Source organism: Marichromatium sp. AB32, assembly GCF_003718675.1.
Taxonomy (GTDB): Bacteria; Pseudomonadota; Gammaproteobacteria; order Chromatiales; family Chromatiaceae; genus Marichromatium; species Marichromatium gracile.
In genome coordinates this window covers 52,421-66,795 of the sequence record NZ_RHFJ01000015.1, presented here as the reverse complement: position 1 = coordinate 66,795, position 14,375 = coordinate 52,421, and the positions used below count along the sequence as shown (strand labels likewise).

Below are 14,375 nucleotides of genomic sequence, written 5' to 3'. Positions count from 1 at the left end.
ATCTAGCGCGGCGAGACCGAGCAGCAGCGCCAGGGTGGCGAGCAGCAGCAGGCTCCCGGCCCGGTCGCCGGTGCGCGCCGGGGCCAGCGCCCCGAGCAGCATCGGCACCAGCCCGGCGACGAGCAGTCCCCGCTCGATGCGCCGCAGTCGCGCCGGGCTGAGCCGCGCCCACAGTGGATAGAAGCGGCTGATGCGATAGTGCGAGGAGGCGACGATCAGCCCGGGGTTGTGCAGCAGGGCGTGGACGAAGCGCCACAGGGTGGCGCCGGCGATCGCCAGGGCGGCGGCGAGTGCCACCCCGGCCATGGTCGTCTGGTGACCGAGCAGGGTGGCGACCCCCTGCCACCACAGCGCCCCGGCCAGCGCCCAGTAGCCGGCGACCAGCAGCGCCCAGACGGCCAGCCGCGCCAGTGCCCAGACGGCGTAGCCGCGGAAGCGGCGCACCACCTCGTCGGGCAGCATGGGACCGGCGGTGGTGTAGTCGCGGACCGACTTGAGGGTGAGCGCCAGGGTGAAGGCCAGCGCCGCGAGCAGGGCGCCGCCGTGGACGGTCGCGGCGAGCTGCGCGAGCGTCGGGGTCAAAGCGTCCGTCCCGCACCCATCGCGGCGAGCAGCCCGAGCAGCATCCGGCCCCGGCTCAGCGGCGCCAGCGCCAGCCCCTCGGCGAGGTGCAGCATGGCGCGGCCGCGTTGGCCTGCGCGGTACTCCCACTTGGCGAAGTCGGCGAGCACGCTGGCATAGCCCGCGCGCCACAGCCGACCGCGCGCCGCTCGCGGGAGCAGGTGGCGGTTCTTGCGCATCACCCGTAGCGCGGCCGCGCGCATCACCGCGAGGTTGCGGCTCATGCTCCCGGGGTGCTTGACCACCAGGGTGAGGGGCTCGTCGATGCAGGCATAGCCGCTGACCGCGGCCAGGCGCATCCACATGTCGATGTCCTCGAGGCTGCGCAGGCTCTCGTCGAAGCCGCCGACCCGGGCGAACAGGTCGCGCCTGACCATCACCCCAGAGCCGCTGCCGGGGACGGCGCCGTTGCGCAGGAACAGGGTCTCGAGCAGGGTGCCCGCGTCGTCGGGGCAGTCCCAGTGGTTGAGCAGCCTGCCCGCCGGGTCCTCGACCCGGGTGCGGGTGGAGCAGAAGCCGAGCGCGGGGTCGGACTCGAGCCGCGCGAGCTGGCGGGCGAGCTTGTCGGGGTGCCAGCGGTCGTCGGCATCGAGAAAGGCGACGAAGGTGCCCCGAGCCTCGGCGATGCCGCGGTTGCGGGCGTTCGACAGGCCGCCGTTGGGCTGGCGGATCACCCGGATGCGCTCGCCGAACCCGGCGAGCAGCTCGGCGGTGGCGTCGCGACTGCCGTCGTCGACCACCACCACCTCGACCCCCGCGAGGGTCTGGGCGAGCACGCTCTCGACCGCGCCGACGATGTGCGCGGCGGCGTCGTAGGCCGGGATCACCGCGCTCACCCGCGGGGTCTCAGGCGTCGCAGTCATAGCCGAGCTCCTCCATCAGCGGGCGGATGCGCGGCAGGATGCGCGCGATCGCCTCGGGGTTGCGGGTGCGCCACTTGGCCCGCTGGGGCGGGCCGGAGACGATGCTGGTGGGACGCTGGTCGAGGGCGCGGCAGTGCGCGCGCAGCGGTTCGTCGAAGGGGATGCCGAGTCGCGCGAAGACCTCGGCGAAGACCGCTTCCGGTCGTGCAACCAGGTCCTCGTAACGGATCTGGATCCATTGCTCGGCAGGGATCTCGGCGGCGGCGTCGAGCGCCATGCGGTTGGCGCTGAGCCACTGGTAGGCGCAGACCTCCTCGAGGCTGGCGTGGTTGTAGTCGCGCCAGCCCGGGGGCAGGAAGAAGTGCCACTGGGTGAACTCGCCGTCGTTGATCGCCACCGGCTCGGGGGATGGGCCGAAGAACTGGTCGAGCCCGAAGCCCCCATCGGTGCGGCCCTGGCGCCAGCCATCGATCATCGAGCTGATGTTGTCGCGCCCGTCGCGATGGATGAAGACGAAGCGCGCCTCGGGAAAGAGTGCGTGGAGATAGGGCAGGCGCAGGGTGTTGATGCAGGTCTTGTCGAGCACCCAGCCGCCTCCCAGGTGCTGGTAGAAGAAGCGCAGCGCGGCGTCGCGGTGTTCGGGGCGGGCGTCGGCACGGCCCGCCGCCTCCGAGGTCCAGCCGTTGTTGAGCGGGCCGTGGCATCCGTTCCACAGTCGCGGCACCTCGTAGCCGAGGCTCAGCAGCTGCGGCGCGGCGGCCAGGGTCTCGTAGGTCACGGTGGTGCCGGAGCGCGAGCAGCCGACCAGGAACACCGGGTCGGGCACCCGGGGCCGGGTCAGGTCCCACCAGCGTCCGCGCGCGCCGAGACGCAGTGCGCGCCAGTTCTTGGCGCGGATCTCGGGGTCGCGCAGCTTGGCGAGCTTAGCGAGTGGGCGCATCCGGGTCGCTCCCTGACGGTGATTCCGGACGGGGGTCACGCACCTGCTGGCTGAACCCCTTGATCTCGCCGAGCGCAGCGGCAAGCCGGGTGAGATAGAAGCGTCGCGCCGGCCAGCCGAGGGCGAACAGGGCGCGCAGCCCGTAGCCGACGACCTTGCGCAGCATGTAGCGCGGCGGCCAGCGGTGCGGGTGCTCGCTCGGCGCGATGCGCAGGGTCGAGGCGGAGCGCTCGTAGGCCTTGCGCAGCACATAGCCGAGGGTCATGCGGTCGGCCTCGACATAGTGGTACTGACACATCCCGGGGACATAGTGCAGTGGCGCGCCGCTGGTCACGGCGCGCTTGACCCACTCGATGTCCTCGGCGCCGCCGAGGTTGTGACCGTGCGGTCCGAGTTCGAGGCGGAAGGGACCGATGCGCGCGAACAGCCCCTGACGGATGGCGAGATTGCCGCCGCCCGGGGTGGCGCTGCCGGGGACCACCGGATGGGGCTCGGCGCCGAGGTCGAAGCGCGGCACCGGCAGCGGATAGATGCGGTAGGGCCCCTGGTCGTGGACCCAGGCCGGTTCGCTGCCGTCCCAGTCGGGGAGGATGCGGCCACAGAAGAGCTCGGCCTCGGGCTGGGTGCGGGCGGCCTCGACCAGGGCGAGCAGATAGCCGGGGTCGAGTCGGTGATCGTCGTCGACGAAGGCGATCAGCGGGGCGCGTGCCTGCGGCAGAGCGAGGTTGAGCGCGTGGCTCTTGCCCGGGACCGGATCGACGATCCAGCGCAGCGGCAGCCGCGCGGTGTCGGTCGCGGCGGCGCGCTCGGCGAGCAGTCTGGGGGTGTCGTCGCTGCAGGCGTTGGCGACCACGAAGACGCCGAGCGGACAGTCCGCCGGGCGCGCCGCCGCCTCCAGCGAGTCGAGCGCGCGCGCCAGCAGCCGGGCGCGCTGATGGGTGCAGATCAGCACCTCGAGCGCCGGCCGTGACGGGTAGTGTCGGCTCTGCTGGGCGTTCACCTGGAGCGTCGCGCCTGGGGGTTGCGATGACGGCATTGTGCCCGTCCCGGGTGACGGCGGGATTGCCGTGTGCGGTCGCGCTCAGTCATCGCCGCCCCACTTGTGTCTGAGTCGGGCGATCTCGGCCTCGCCGTAGAAGTGGCGGGCGAAGGCGGTGTCGTAGAGTCGGTCGAGATAGTCCGCCGGTAGCCGGACATTGGCGATGAAGTCCTTGTACATCGAGTAGGTCGGATCCTCCTCGGTGACATGGGTCTGCTCGAGCCCGGGGATGTCGACCCCGAGGAACTCGGCGAAGGCCGGGGCATAGCAGTCGTTGAGACGCTCGACCTTGATCAGCAACAGCTCGATGCCCGGTGCGCGGACGATCTGGTAGCCCTGCCCGGCGGGGAAGGGATGGGCGTAGACATCGATGCCGAAGGTGTCGCGGATCTCCTCGTCGAACCAGCGCACCGGCTCCTCGTGCGGGAAGCGTTCGAGGAAGGTGGCGAGGATCTCGGCGTCGTCGAGTTCGCCGCGGGCGTGGCGGGCGAAGAAGTCGGGGATGAACTCCTCGATGCTGAGGAAGTAGACCGAGAGGTTGCGCGCCACCGGCTCGCGAAAGACGGTGACCAGGTGCCAGGGGCGGTGGCGGGGACCGTGACGCTGCAGCTCTTCGCCGACGCGGCGGGCGACGCGCACGTTCAGCGGCATGCGCCGATCCGCCACCCCGGCGAAACGGTCGAGGCGCTTGCGGATGTTGGCCGGGTTGAGCCAGTGGGTGTGGAACACCGGCATCGTCAGTCCGGCGGCGCGCAGGGTGTTGACCGTGGTCATCGAGCCGGCGCGGCCCATCTGATGGACCAGCAGCGCCGGCTCCTGTGTGGCCAGGTGTGCCTCGAGCGCGGCGATGCTGCGCTGGTTCTTGTGGCGGGTGTGCCAGGTGTAGAGGCGTTGGCGCGCCTGCTCCAGAGTCAGTTTCATCATCTCTCCCGAAAGGTCGCCGTCGGCCGCGCGCCGCGATCAGGCCTGGCGGCCGAGTGCCTGGGCATAGGCCGGTCCGTAGTGGGCGATGCTGGCGCGCCAGTTGCGCGTCTGCTCGACGAAGTCTCGGCCCGCCGCACGCATCGCCGGCCATCGTTCGCGTGTCTCGAGCGTCTCCGTGACCACGGTGGCGAGCGCTGCGACGTCACCGGCGCGGAACAGTCGGCCGGTCTCGCCGTCGCGGATCAGCTCGCGGTGTCCGCCGACGTCCGAGGCGACGAACAGCCGTCCCTGGGCCATCGCCTCGAGCGGCTTGAGCGGGGTGACCAGCTCGGTGAGACGGATCGAGTGACGGGGGTAGACCAGCAGGTCGATCAGGTCGTAGTAGCGCTGCACCTCCTGGTGCGGCACCCGTCCGGTGAAGCGGACCGCCGCGGTGAGGCCGAGGCGCTCGGCGTGCGCGCGCAGCGCCGCCTCCTGGGGGCCGCCGCCGACCAGCAGCAGCCGCAGCCCCGGGCGCTGTCGCAACAGTTGTGGCAGCGCCTCGAGCAGCAGGTCGAGCCCCTCGTAGGCGTAGAAGGAGCCGACGAAGCCGAGTACCTCGGTGGCGTCCGCGAGCCCGAGCTGGTGCGCCAGCGCCGGGTCCGGCGCGGCGCTCGGGCGGAAGTGTTCGATGTCGACGGCGTTGGGGATCACGGTGACCCGCTGCGCCGGGATGCCGCGGGCGATGATGTCGTTGCGCAACCCCTCGCAGATGGTGAAGACGTGCGCGGCGCGGCGCAGCGCACGGGTCTCGAGCGCGCGGGTGGCGCGATAGCGCAGGCTGCCGGCGCTGGTGGTGCCGTGATCGACCGCGGCGTCCTCCCAGAAGGCACGCACCTCGTAGACCACCGGGATGCCGAGCCGGCGCCCGACGCGGAGCGCGGGCAGGGCGTCGAGCACCGGCGAGTGAGCGTGCAGCAGATCGGGTTCGACACGTTGCGCGAGATCGAGCAGCCGCCGCTCGGTGGCGCGCATCTCCAGCCAGGGGCCGAGCGCGGGGTGACGGGCGAGCGTCCCCCGGGGTGGTGCGGTGCGGTGGAACTCGAACCCGTCGCTGTGCTCGCTGCCGGCCTGTTGATTGCCGTGTCGCGGTCCGGTGAGGTGGATGGTCTCCCAGCCGAGCCGGCGCTGCTCGCGCAGGATGTTGGCGGTCCTGAAGGTGTAGCCGGAGTGGAGCGGCAGCGAGTGGTCGAGGACGTGGAGGATGCGCATCGTTGGGGGCTCAGGGGGCTCAATCCGGCAGGTGGCGCGCATGCGAGGCCTCGGCCCCGTGGGTTGGGCTGTACAACGGCATGCTCCTGTGACGGGCTGGATGGGCCGAAAGCTACGGAATGTGTGGGGTTCGCGTCAAGTCGGCCGGCGTGCCTCAGATGGATATCTTACTGTGCTGGGCGTTTACGCGGATCGAGGTGTCGGTTTTTTTTACAGTTCGGGTTCGGTGCGTGTGCGCAGGGGTGGCGATACGGTATGATGATTCGAACAGTCCCCATTCAGGTGCGGTGTCCCGTCGGGTGTGTCGGCAGGTGGCGTGAAAATTGCCGCTTGTACCTGGCGCCGCCCGTCGCCAAGAAAGAATGCTGTAACCGTTCACCGTTTAAATGTGCGAGACGCATGTCGTTGAGTCCATGGCAGTGGATCCTGTCGCGCGATCCAGCGCAGGGCTTGATGCGCTGGGGGCGGTGCTTCATCAAGGTCGCAGGGGCTTGCGCCCGCCTCGAAACCAGGCCAACACGCTGAGACATCATCATGACTACCCCGAATTCGTCCGACGCCGAACATGGCCAGAACCCTCAGACAGCACGACGGCGACTGCTCAAGCAGGCCGCCATCGCCGCGCCGGCGATCCTGACCCTGCGCAGTGGCGCGGCGCTCGCCCAGACCAGTGGCTGTCTCGACGTCATCGAGCGCAACGTCAAGCGCGAACTCAATCCCGGCGAGGCCTGCGACGGCTTCCTCACCGACGAGACCAATAATGGCGTGACCACCACCCAGTGCAACGGCAACATCGTCACCGCCTCGTCGGCGACCTCGCTGGGGCCGGATGCGCCGCTTTGCGAGTAGCGCCGCTCCCGTGCTCGCCGAGCCTTGCCCGCATGCGCCTTGCCCGGCGGCGGTGAGCGATGACCGTGCCGTCGTCGACAGCCGTGCAACGGCGCTGGCGCTTGAGCAGCGCCCCCCTGCTCGAGGTCGAGTGGGACGGTGAGCGGTTGCTCTATCATGGCGCCTCGGGCGAGACCCACTTTCTCAACGCCACCGGCGCGCGGGTGGTCGAACGGTTGCGCGAGGGCGATGCCGATCTCGACGAGCTGCTCGCGGCGCTCGACCCCGAGTCCCTGGGGATCGCCCCCGAACTGTTGCGCGATCAGCTCGATGCGCTGCTCACGCGTCTCGACGAACTGGGGATCGTGATCGGGACGACGACGGCGTGAGGATCGGTGATCTCAGCGACGGCGAGCTCGCTCGCCAGGTGCGTGCTCGCCCCGGACTCGACGTGCGCATCGGCCCCTTCCTGGTGAACCTGCGCCTCGGTCTGTGCGAGCCGCTGCCGCTGCTGCAGCGGATGTGGCACGACTATCCCCTGGAGCCGTCTGCCGGGATACGCGACTTCCACGTCAGCCTCGATCACAACGGCTGGCTGCGGCGCTGGTGGCGCCCGCAGGCGCGTTTCACCGTCGATGGCCGCTCTCCCTTCCAGCCGCTCGCAGCAGCGCACCATTTCCCGATGCTGGAGTGGGGCCTGAACTGGTGCGTGGCCCGTCGTGGCCACCATCTGTTGATGCTCCATGCCGCAGTGCTCGAACGCGGTGGACGTGCACTGATCCTGCCCGGTGCTCCGGGCGCGGGGAAGTCGACGCTGTGCACCGCGCTGGCCCATCGTGGCTGGCGGCTGCTCTCCGACGAGTTCGCGCTGGTGTGTCCACAATACGGGCGCCTGCTGCCGCTGCCGCGTCCGATCCCGCTGAAGAATGCCTCGATCGGGGTGATCCGAGACTTCGCGCCGGAGGCCGAGATCGGCCCCGCGTTCACCGGCACGCGCAAGGGCACTGTGGCGCATGTGCGTCCCCCCAGCGCGGCGGTCGCGCGCATGGACGAGCCGGCGACCCCAGGTTGGCTGGTGTTCCCGCGTTGGCAGGCCGGGTCGGACACCCAACTCGAGCCGTTGAGCAGGAGCGATGCCTTCCTGCTGGTGGCGAGCAACGCCTTCAACTACGAATTGCTTGGCGAGACCGGTTTCATCACCGCGGCACGTCTGGTCGAGCGCTGCGGTTGCCATACCCTGAGCTACTCCAATCTCGACGAGGCGATCGTCAGGCTCGGCGCGCTGGCGGAGGGTGCGGCATGAGTCGGCGCATGGCCGAATCACGCCGTGCCGCGGCATTGCTGGTGGCGGCGCTGAGAGCACCGGAGCGGTTGCCGACACTGGCCGACGAGGACTGGGACCTGTTGCTGCGCATCGCCCGACACGCACGCCTGCTCGGGCGGCTCGATGCCGATCTCGGCACGCTCGGTCTGCACGCGCGGGTGCCAGAGCGAGTGTGTCATCACCTGGAGTCGGCGCGTCAACAGGTCGCCTATCGGCAGCGGTTGCTGACCTGGGAGGTCGATCGTGTGCTGCGCGCGCTCGAGGGCCTCGATGTCCAGGTGGTGGCGCTCAAGGGGGTGGCCTATGTCCTCACCGGGGTGCCGGCGGCACGTGGTCGGATGTTCGCCGATGTCGATCTGCTGGTCCCGATGGCGGCGCTCGAGCCGCTCGAGCAGCGCCTGCATGCGCGTGGCTGGCTGTCGCTCGGTCATTCGGAGTATGACGAGCGCTACTATCGCGACTGGATGCACGAGATCCCGCCGCTGCGCCATGCCGAGCGCGACAACGAGATCGATATCCACCACCGCCTGCTGCCCCGGACCAGCCGCTTCCATTTCGATCCGGCGCCACTGTTCACCGCCAGTCAGGCACTCGATGGGCACGGGGCGCTGCGGGTGCTGGGCGCGCCCGACATGGTGCTGCACGCGGTGGTGCACCTGTTCCTGGAGGGGGATGCGCGCGAGGGCCTGAGGTTGCGCGACCTGGTCGATGTCTGGGACCTGATCCGTCACTTCGAGGCCCGCACGGGGTTCTGGGACGCGCTGCTTGATCGTGCCGAGCAGCTCGGGCTGCAGCGTCCGCTGTTCCATGCGCTGCGTCAGGCGCAATCGCTGTTCGCTCTCGAGCCGCCGGCGCACTGTCGCGCCAGACTCGCCGGGTGGGGACCGGTGGCGCCGGTGCGGTGGCTCATGGACCGTCTGGTGCCGTTGGCGCTCTTTCCCGATCATGCCGGGCGGGCGCCGCTCCGGGTGAGGCTGGCGCGACTGGCGCTCTATGTCCGCGCGCACTGGCTGCGGATGCCTTCCGGGTTGCTGCTGCGCCATCTCGGCTACAAGGGTTGGCTGCGGGTGCGCGGGTGGCTGATGACAGGTCGGGAGGAGGCGGCACGCCGTTGATCGGGGCGCTTTCGGGGTTGGTGTAGCATACACGCTTCGATGTGTCTGGCCTTGTCGGATGGAGGTGCGTCGATCCCTCTCCTGATCGGCCAATACCGACATGATGCGAGATGGGCGGTTTCTGAACATGCTTTTCGTTAGTCTCTTGTGATTTTTGTGGGCGTGTCCGATGCGCCTTCGATCATGTTTCGACTGCCGTCTCTCGATGGTTGGTGGCCACGTTTCGGGGGCGTTGGCGGTGCCTGCGCATCAGCCGGTCGCCGGCACGAGTCGCGCGTTGTGATCAACAGTGCCCGGACATGTTTTTTCGTCCGTCGCGGGGCAGCCTTCGTCTGTCGCTCCGTGCGATGCTAGCCAGGAATCCAGCTCATGCGTTCGGTTCGTATCTTTCGTCATTACATGCGCCTGCCCCTGCTGATCCTGGCCGGGGTCGAGGGGCTGATGTTCGTCGCCTGTTTCCATGCCAGCTTCCATCTGCGTTGGTGGTCGATCGGTGCCGAGGTACCGGCCTCGACCTCGGGGGTGATGGCCTACTCGGTGGTGCTGGCGGTCGTCTTCGTGCTCTCGATGGGCGCCATGGGGCTCTACGAGGCCAGCCTCCGCGAGGGCTGGTGGGGCTCGCTGCTGCGCATCGTGCTGGCGTTGCTGCTCGGCGCCGTGGCGCTGGCGGCGATCTCCTTCAGCTTCCCGCACATCGAGCTGTGGCGCAGCATCCTGGCGCTGACCGTGGTGCTCTCGATCATCGTCGTGAGCGGTCTGCGGTTGCTCTCCTATGTCATCAAGCCGGGCATCTTCAAGCGTCGTGTGCTGGTGCTCGGTGCCGGACCGCTCGCCGAGGCGGTGATGGTCGCCAATCCACGTGGGCTCGATATCGTCGGGCTGGTGCCCCTGCAGGCTGATGTGGACGAGCGCGACTTGCCGAAGCGCATCCCCTATGACCGGCCGCTGCTGCGCATCGTCACCGAGACCCAGGCCGATGAGCTGGTGGTGGCGGTCAAGGACCGGCGCGGCAAGCTGCCGATCGAGGAGCTGCTCGACTGTCGCATGGCGGGGATCCAGGTGCTCGAGCCGCAGGGCTTTTTCGAGCGTGAGATGGGGGTGGTCAAACTCGATCTGCTGACCCCGAGCTGGCTGATGCTCTCCGATGGCTTCCAGCACGGGGCGATGACGATGCTGCTCAAGCGGCTGTTCGACGTGCTGGTCTCGGTGGTCTTCCTGGTGCTGCTGTGGCCGGTGATGCTGGTGACCGCGCTGGCGATTGCCGCCGAGAGCCGCTTCCGCCACCCGGTGTTCTATCGTCAGACCCGGATCGGCGAGAACGGCATGCCCTTCGACGTGGTCAAGTTCCGCAGCATGCGGGTCGACGCCGAGGCCGATGGGCGGGCGCGCTGGGCGACCAAGAACGACTCGCGCATCACCCGTGTCGGGCGCTTCATCCGCAAGACCCGGATCGACGAGCTGCCGCAGATCTTCAACGTCCTCAAGGGTGAGATGAGTTTCGTCGGTCCGCGCCCCGAGCGCCCCGAGTTCGTCGCCACCCTGGCGAGCAAGTACGACTATTACGCCGCGCGTCACCGCGTCAAGCCGGGGCTGACCGGCTGGGCCCAGCTCTGCTACCCCTACGGCAGCTCCGAGGAGGATGCGCTGCGCAAGCTCGAGTACGACCTTTATTACGTCAAGAACTACAGCATCTTCCTCGACCTGTTGATCCTGATCGAGACGGTCGAGGTGGTGGTGTTCGGCAAGGGGGCCGTCTAGCGGCGAGCCGCCGCGGGCATCGCTCCAGGGCCGCCGTCAGTCGTCGTTGTCCTCTTCCTCGCAGTCGGCGAGCGCGCTCAGGGCGTGCTCGCAGGCGTGCTCGCCGAGCCCGAGGCGTTCGAGCAGGCCGGCCTGGGTCTCGGGATCGCTGGGGCGGGCGCCGAGTCCGTCGCCGCGCCCTTCCAGCAATTGATCGGCCAGACAGGTGAGCAGCACCAGCGACTGGTGCTCGCCGCTGTAGGCGGGGTTGTGGTGCTGGCGCTGCACCGTCTGCAGTGCCTCGGGCATCTCCCAGGCCTCGAACAGCCAGCCGCCGAGTTGGGTGTGTTCGACGCCGATGGCGAAGCGCTCGAGGGTCGGCAGCGCCAGCCCGGGGTTGGATTGGATGAAGCGTCCGAGCAGCTGGAAGTGTTCGGGGAGCAGGTGTCCGAGCAGCAGATAACCGATGTTCTGGGTGACCCCGGCGAGCTCGATCAGGCCGCTGGCCGGGCGTATCTCGGCGGGTTGCTCGCGCGCGAGCGCCTGCATCAGGGTGGCGCACTGCATGCCGTGACGCCAGATGCGGTCGCGACCGAGTGGTCCGGTGTTGGGGGTCTTGAGCGGGCTGAGCGCCGCCAGCCCGAGCGCGAGGCTGAACGAGAGGTTGAAGCCGAGTGCGCGCACGATGGCGTCGCGCACGGTGCTGACCGGGCTGCGCGGGGCATAGTAGGGGGAGTTGGCCCAGCGCAGCAGCTGTGCCGAGAGCATCGGGTCGAGTCCGACCGCCTCGGCCAGCATCAATGCATTGGCGTCGGGGTCGGCGCGCAGCTCGAGCAGCCGGCGGGTGATCTCGGGCAGGGGCGGGAGCGCCTCGCTCGAACGAATGCGGTCGCGGATGTCGCCCGGTGCGGCCAGGGTCTGTCCGGCGCCGGTGGCCGACTCCAGGTTCCAGCGCAGGGTCTGGATCTCGTCGGCGGTCCTGGAACGCTCAACTGCCACTGTGTGTTCGTTCATCGGTTGTATTGAGCCGGTAGCGCTTGAGTTTGCGATAGAGCGTGCGCTCGCTGATCGACATGCTGGCCGCGACCTCCTTGCGGCTGCCGCGATGACGCTGCAGCAGTTGCAGGATGTACTTGGCCTCGACGGCCTCGACCGGCGAGAGCGTGGTCATGCTGGGGTGCTCATGCAAGAGCTCTGCCGCCTCGCTGGTGGGAATCGTCGGCGATGCCGGTTGCTCGGCCGTGACCGGCAGGCGGATGGCCTCGGCGTCGATCACGCCGTCTGCGCTGAGCACGGTGGCCAGGTGCAGCAGGTTGCGCAGCTCGCGGATGTTGCCCGGGAACTGGTAGAGCAGGAGCTTGCGCAGCGCATCCTTGGTGATCCGGTAAGGGTGGCCCGACTGCGCCGAGATCTCCTGTAGCAGGTGCTCGGTGAGTTCGGGGATGTCGGCGCGCCGTCCGCGCAGCGGCGGAATCGCCAGCGGCAGGACGGCGAGACGATAGTAGAGGTCCTGGCGGAAGTGCCCCTGCTGGACCATGGCGAGGAGGTCGCGATGGGTGGCGCTGACCACGCGCACATTGGCCTGGCGGATCTTGGTCGAGCCGACCTGTCTGAACATGCCGCTCTCGAGCGCGCGCAGCAGCTTGGGCTGTTGCGAGAGCGGCAGCTCGCCGATCTCATCGAGGAACAGTGTCCCGGCGTCGGCCAGTTCGAGCAGGCCGGTCTTGTTGCCGACGGCGCCGGTGAAGGCCCCCTTGACGTGGCCGAACAGCTCGCTCTCGAACAGGTCCTCGCTGAGCACCGTGCAATCGACCACCACGAAGGGGCCGTTGGCGCGGGTGGAGTGCTGGTGAAGGAACTCGGCGGCCAGCTCCTTGCCCGAGCCGGTCTCGCCCTGGAGCAGCACGGAGACATCGGTGGCGGCGGCGCGCTTGAGTTCCTGGACGAGGCCACGCATCTGCTCCGAGCGACCGATCATCCGTCCGGGCTGGCGCTGCCCCTGGAACAGGTGCAGTGATTCGCCGAGAAAGATCTGCCCCTGGCCGTCGACGATGGGGAAGCCCTGGATCTGGGCGAAGTGGACCTCGCCCCGGCCATCGGCCAGGGCGCGGGTCTCGACATAGGGTTCCAGGTCACGGAAGAAGCGGCGATGACGGCAGCCGTCCTCGGCGGCGTTCGCATCCAGTCGACAGCAGGGGCTGCCGATCAATTCGCTGGTGTCGTATCCCAGGGTGGTCTCGAGCGATGCATTGACACTGCGGATGCGCGCGTCGGCATCGATGACCACGAAGGGGTTTCTCTGGGCGAGCAGCAGGCTCGAGAAGTACGGTGTCCGCGACATGGGGGGCTAGGCTGTGTCCTGACGTCCTCCACTCCCGGCGCCGTCGGGGCTCCGCCGTGCGCGTGATCGTGAGAGTGGCCATTGTGGTATTGAGCCGCCCCGGGACGCACGAGCGTCCAGGCCGACCGGTATCCGTCGAGCAGCGTGGGGCGGGCGCCCTGAACGGCGCAGCCACGACGCGCGGCGGCTCGGGTGTCGCGGTTGGCCAGCGTGGGCGGGTACCAAGGCAGTGTAGCAGTGCCCGCGCGGGCCTCTCAAAGACAGCGCATACCATCGCCTCCCCCCGCCGTTGTCGATGCTGTGGCCTGAACCGCTCGAGGTCAAGCGCATGACCATGGCGGTTATGGGCAGGCGGTGTCGCCCGCTGTCTGCCAGATCTGGCAGTGGCCAGACCCGCTCCGGGGTCATCGCCAGCACTCGACCCGTGCGATGAATGCGTGGCTGTACTCGAGCATGTCGTCCGGCGGTGTCGATGGCGCCGTTTCCTCGATGCCGATGCCGTGCCGCTCGAGGAACGGCAGGGTGACGGTGTTGGGGATGGAGACCCCGATGTTGCGCACCACGCGTCCGGTGTGCTCGTAGACCGCCGGGGTGTCGACCGCGGCGAAGACCACGCCGACCACTCGACCATCGTCGGCGAGTACCGGACCGCCGCTGTTGCCGGGGCGGATGTCGGCATTGAGGGTGAGGGTGCGCGGTGGGGTGGTGATCAGCCGGGTGGGGGCGATGGTGCCGATGGTCAGCAGCGGGCGCAGTGGCGGCAGTCCCTGGTTGGGATAGCCGACGATTGCCACCGTCTCGGGCAGTGGGGCATCGAGCGGCATGAAGGGGGCGGCGCGTTCCGGGCGATAGTCGGTGGCGAGCAGCGCCAGATCGGCGCGGCTGTCCACCGCGATGGGGCGGGCCGGCGCCATCTCGCCGCGATCGCGCGAGACGGTGATGGTGGTGCAGTTGTTGACCACGTGGGCGTTGGTGAGCAGGTGTCCGGCTGGATCGACGAAGAAGCCGGCGCCGATGCGCTCGAGGCGCCTGCCGAGTACCCGGGGGTTGCTGTTGACCTCGAGCGAGTCGCGTACATAGCTGCGCCGCCGCTCACGGATGGCCGCCGCCTCGGCATCGCTCACCGCGCGACCCTGACAGTCCTCCTGACGGGTACGGACCACCATCTCGCGTTGTGCGTCGTAGCAGTTGACCAGGGTGGCGCCCACCACGGTGCGGGTGGGCAGGATGCCTGTCAGCAGCAGGAGCACGACGGGCAGGGTGATGAGCGCCGGTCGCGCGCAGGGGAGGGCGTGCATGCTTGGAGTTCCTGTTCGGTCGGGCCATATGGTCGGGAGGAGAGGCCGGTGTCAGCGCTGCCGGTCTGCTTCGCGGTCTGCGTTGCGTGTTCCT

14 protein-coding genes are annotated in these 14,375 nt (G+C 69.1%); 5 read left to right on the top strand and 9 right to left on the bottom strand.

The window, feature by feature from the left end:
* The 6 genes from EBL85_RS06930 to EBL85_RS06905 form a co-directional block, all read right to left on the bottom strand.
* Positions 1–582 (bottom strand): hypothetical protein (locus EBL85_RS06930; RefSeq protein ID WP_223806084.1); only part of this gene is annotated, 582 nt, incomplete at its 3' end.
* Positions 579–1,484, bottom strand: a complete 906-nt coding sequence (locus EBL85_RS06925; RefSeq protein ID WP_123142511.1) for a glycosyltransferase family A protein — start codon at positions 1,482–1,484, stop codon at positions 579–581. The genes EBL85_RS06925 and EBL85_RS06930, both read right to left, overlap by 4 nt.
* The gene (locus tag EBL85_RS06920; protein WP_123142510.1) at positions 1,468–2,424 is read right to left on the bottom strand and encodes a sulfotransferase; all 957 of its coding nucleotides are present in this window, start codon (positions 2,422–2,424) and stop codon (positions 1,468–1,470) included. Before EBL85_RS06920 ends, EBL85_RS06925 begins: the two co-directional genes overlap by 17 nt.
* Positions 2,408–3,460: a glycosyltransferase family 2 protein gene (locus tag EBL85_RS06915; protein WP_123142509.1), complete on the bottom strand. Its 1,053-nt coding sequence runs from the start codon at positions 3,458–3,460 to the stop codon at positions 2,408–2,410. Before EBL85_RS06915 ends, EBL85_RS06920 begins: the two co-directional genes overlap by 17 nt.
* Before the next feature lie 45 nt (positions 3,461–3,505).
* Positions 3,506–4,384, bottom strand: a complete 879-nt coding sequence (locus tag EBL85_RS06910; RefSeq protein WP_190288052.1) for a putative capsular polysaccharide synthesis family protein — start codon at positions 4,382–4,384, stop codon at positions 3,506–3,508.
* 39 nt (positions 4,385–4,423) lie between these two features.
* Positions 4,424–5,638: a TIGR04063 family PEP-CTERM/XrtA system glycosyltransferase gene (locus EBL85_RS06905; protein ID WP_123140341.1), complete on the bottom strand. Its 1,215-nt coding sequence runs from the start codon at positions 5,636–5,638 to the stop codon at positions 4,424–4,426.
* 534 nt (positions 5,639–6,172) lie between these two features.
* On the opposite strand from EBL85_RS06905, the gene EBL85_RS06900 reads away from it, so the two are divergent.
* The 5 genes from EBL85_RS06900 (at position 6,173) to EBL85_RS06880 (ending at position 10,663) form a co-directional block, all read left to right on the top strand.
* A complete protein-coding gene (locus EBL85_RS06900) occupies positions 6,173–6,487 on the top strand; it encodes a hypothetical protein (protein WP_123140340.1) in 315 nt (104 codons plus the stop codon).
* Positions 6,488–6,588: 101 nt separating this feature from the next.
* Positions 6,589–6,855 (top strand): HPr-rel-A system PqqD family peptide chaperone, encoded by a 267-nt coding sequence (locus EBL85_RS06895; protein ID WP_165913496.1) that lies wholly within the window; start codon positions 6,589–6,591, stop codon positions 6,853–6,855.
* Positions 6,856–6,857: 2 nt separating this feature from the next.
* Positions 6,858–7,769: an HprK-related kinase A gene (locus tag EBL85_RS06890; RefSeq protein ID WP_223806085.1), complete on the top strand. Its 912-nt coding sequence runs from the start codon at positions 6,858–6,860 to the stop codon at positions 7,767–7,769.
* Between the two features lie 8 nt (positions 7,770–7,777).
* Positions 7,778–8,905, top strand: a complete 1,128-nt coding sequence (locus EBL85_RS06885; protein WP_223806083.1) for a nucleotidyltransferase family protein — start codon at positions 7,778–7,780, stop codon at positions 8,903–8,905.
* Between the two features lie 369 nt (positions 8,906–9,274).
* The gene (locus EBL85_RS06880) at positions 9,275–10,663 is read left to right on the top strand and encodes a TIGR03013 family XrtA/PEP-CTERM system glycosyltransferase (RefSeq protein ID WP_123142506.1); all 1,389 of its coding nucleotides are present in this window, start codon (positions 9,275–9,277) and stop codon (positions 10,661–10,663) included.
* Between the two features lie 36 nt (positions 10,664–10,699).
* Here the strand turns inward: EBL85_RS06880 and EBL85_RS06875 are convergent, their stop codons facing one another.
* The 3 genes from EBL85_RS06875 to EBL85_RS06865 all read right to left on the bottom strand — a co-directional run bounded on the left by EBL85_RS06875 (position 10,700) and on the right by EBL85_RS06865 (position 14,281).
* Entirely contained in the window at positions 10,700–11,641 is a 942-nt protein-coding gene (locus EBL85_RS06875; protein ID WP_223806082.1) for an HDOD domain-containing protein, read from the bottom strand.
* Positions 11,631–12,983 (bottom strand): sigma-54-dependent Fis family transcriptional regulator, encoded by a 1,353-nt coding sequence (locus EBL85_RS06870; RefSeq protein ID WP_123142504.1) that lies wholly within the window; start codon positions 12,981–12,983, stop codon positions 11,631–11,633. Before EBL85_RS06870 ends, EBL85_RS06875 begins: the two co-directional genes overlap by 11 nt.
* Before the next feature lie 404 nt (positions 12,984–13,387).
* Entirely contained in the window at positions 13,388–14,281 is an 894-nt protein-coding gene (locus EBL85_RS06865) for a serine protease (protein WP_123142503.1), read from the bottom strand.
* Positions 14,282–14,375 lie beyond the last annotated feature (94 nt).

Excerpts from the sequence above, each read along its gene's own strand:
- EBL85_RS06925 (WP_123142511.1), bottom strand. The coding sequence starts at position 1,484 with ATGACTGCGACGCCTGAGACCCCGCGGGTGAGCGCGGTGATCCCGGCC.
- EBL85_RS06920 (WP_123142510.1), bottom strand. The coding sequence starts at position 2,424 with ATGCGCCCACTCGCTAAGCTCGCCAAGCTGCGCGACCCCGAGATCCGC.
- EBL85_RS06915 (WP_123142509.1), bottom strand. The coding sequence starts at position 3,460 with ATGCCGTCATCGCAACCCCCAGGCGCGACGCTCCAGGTGAACGCCCAG.
- EBL85_RS06910 (WP_190288052.1), bottom strand. The coding sequence starts at position 4,384 with ATGAAACTGACTCTGGAGCAGGCGCGCCAACGCCTCTACACCTGGCAC.
- EBL85_RS06905 (WP_123140341.1), bottom strand. The coding sequence starts at position 5,638 with ATGCGCATCCTCCACGTCCTCGACCACTCGCTGCCGCTCCACTCCGGC.
- EBL85_RS06900 (WP_123140340.1), top strand. The coding sequence starts at position 6,173 with ATGACTACCCCGAATTCGTCCGACGCCGAACATGGCCAGAACCCTCAG.
- EBL85_RS06885 (WP_223806083.1), top strand. The coding sequence starts at position 7,778 with ATGGCCGAATCACGCCGTGCCGCGGCATTGCTGGTGGCGGCGCTGAGA.
- EBL85_RS06880 (WP_123142506.1), top strand. The coding sequence starts at position 9,275 with ATGCGTTCGGTTCGTATCTTTCGTCATTACATGCGCCTGCCCCTGCTG.
- EBL85_RS06870 (WP_123142504.1), bottom strand. The coding sequence starts at position 12,983 with ATGTCGCGGACACCGTACTTCTCGAGCCTGCTGCTCGCCCAGAGAAAC.
- EBL85_RS06865 (WP_123142503.1), bottom strand. The coding sequence starts at position 14,281 with ATGCACGCCCTCCCCTGCGCGCGACCGGCGCTCATCACCCTGCCCGTC.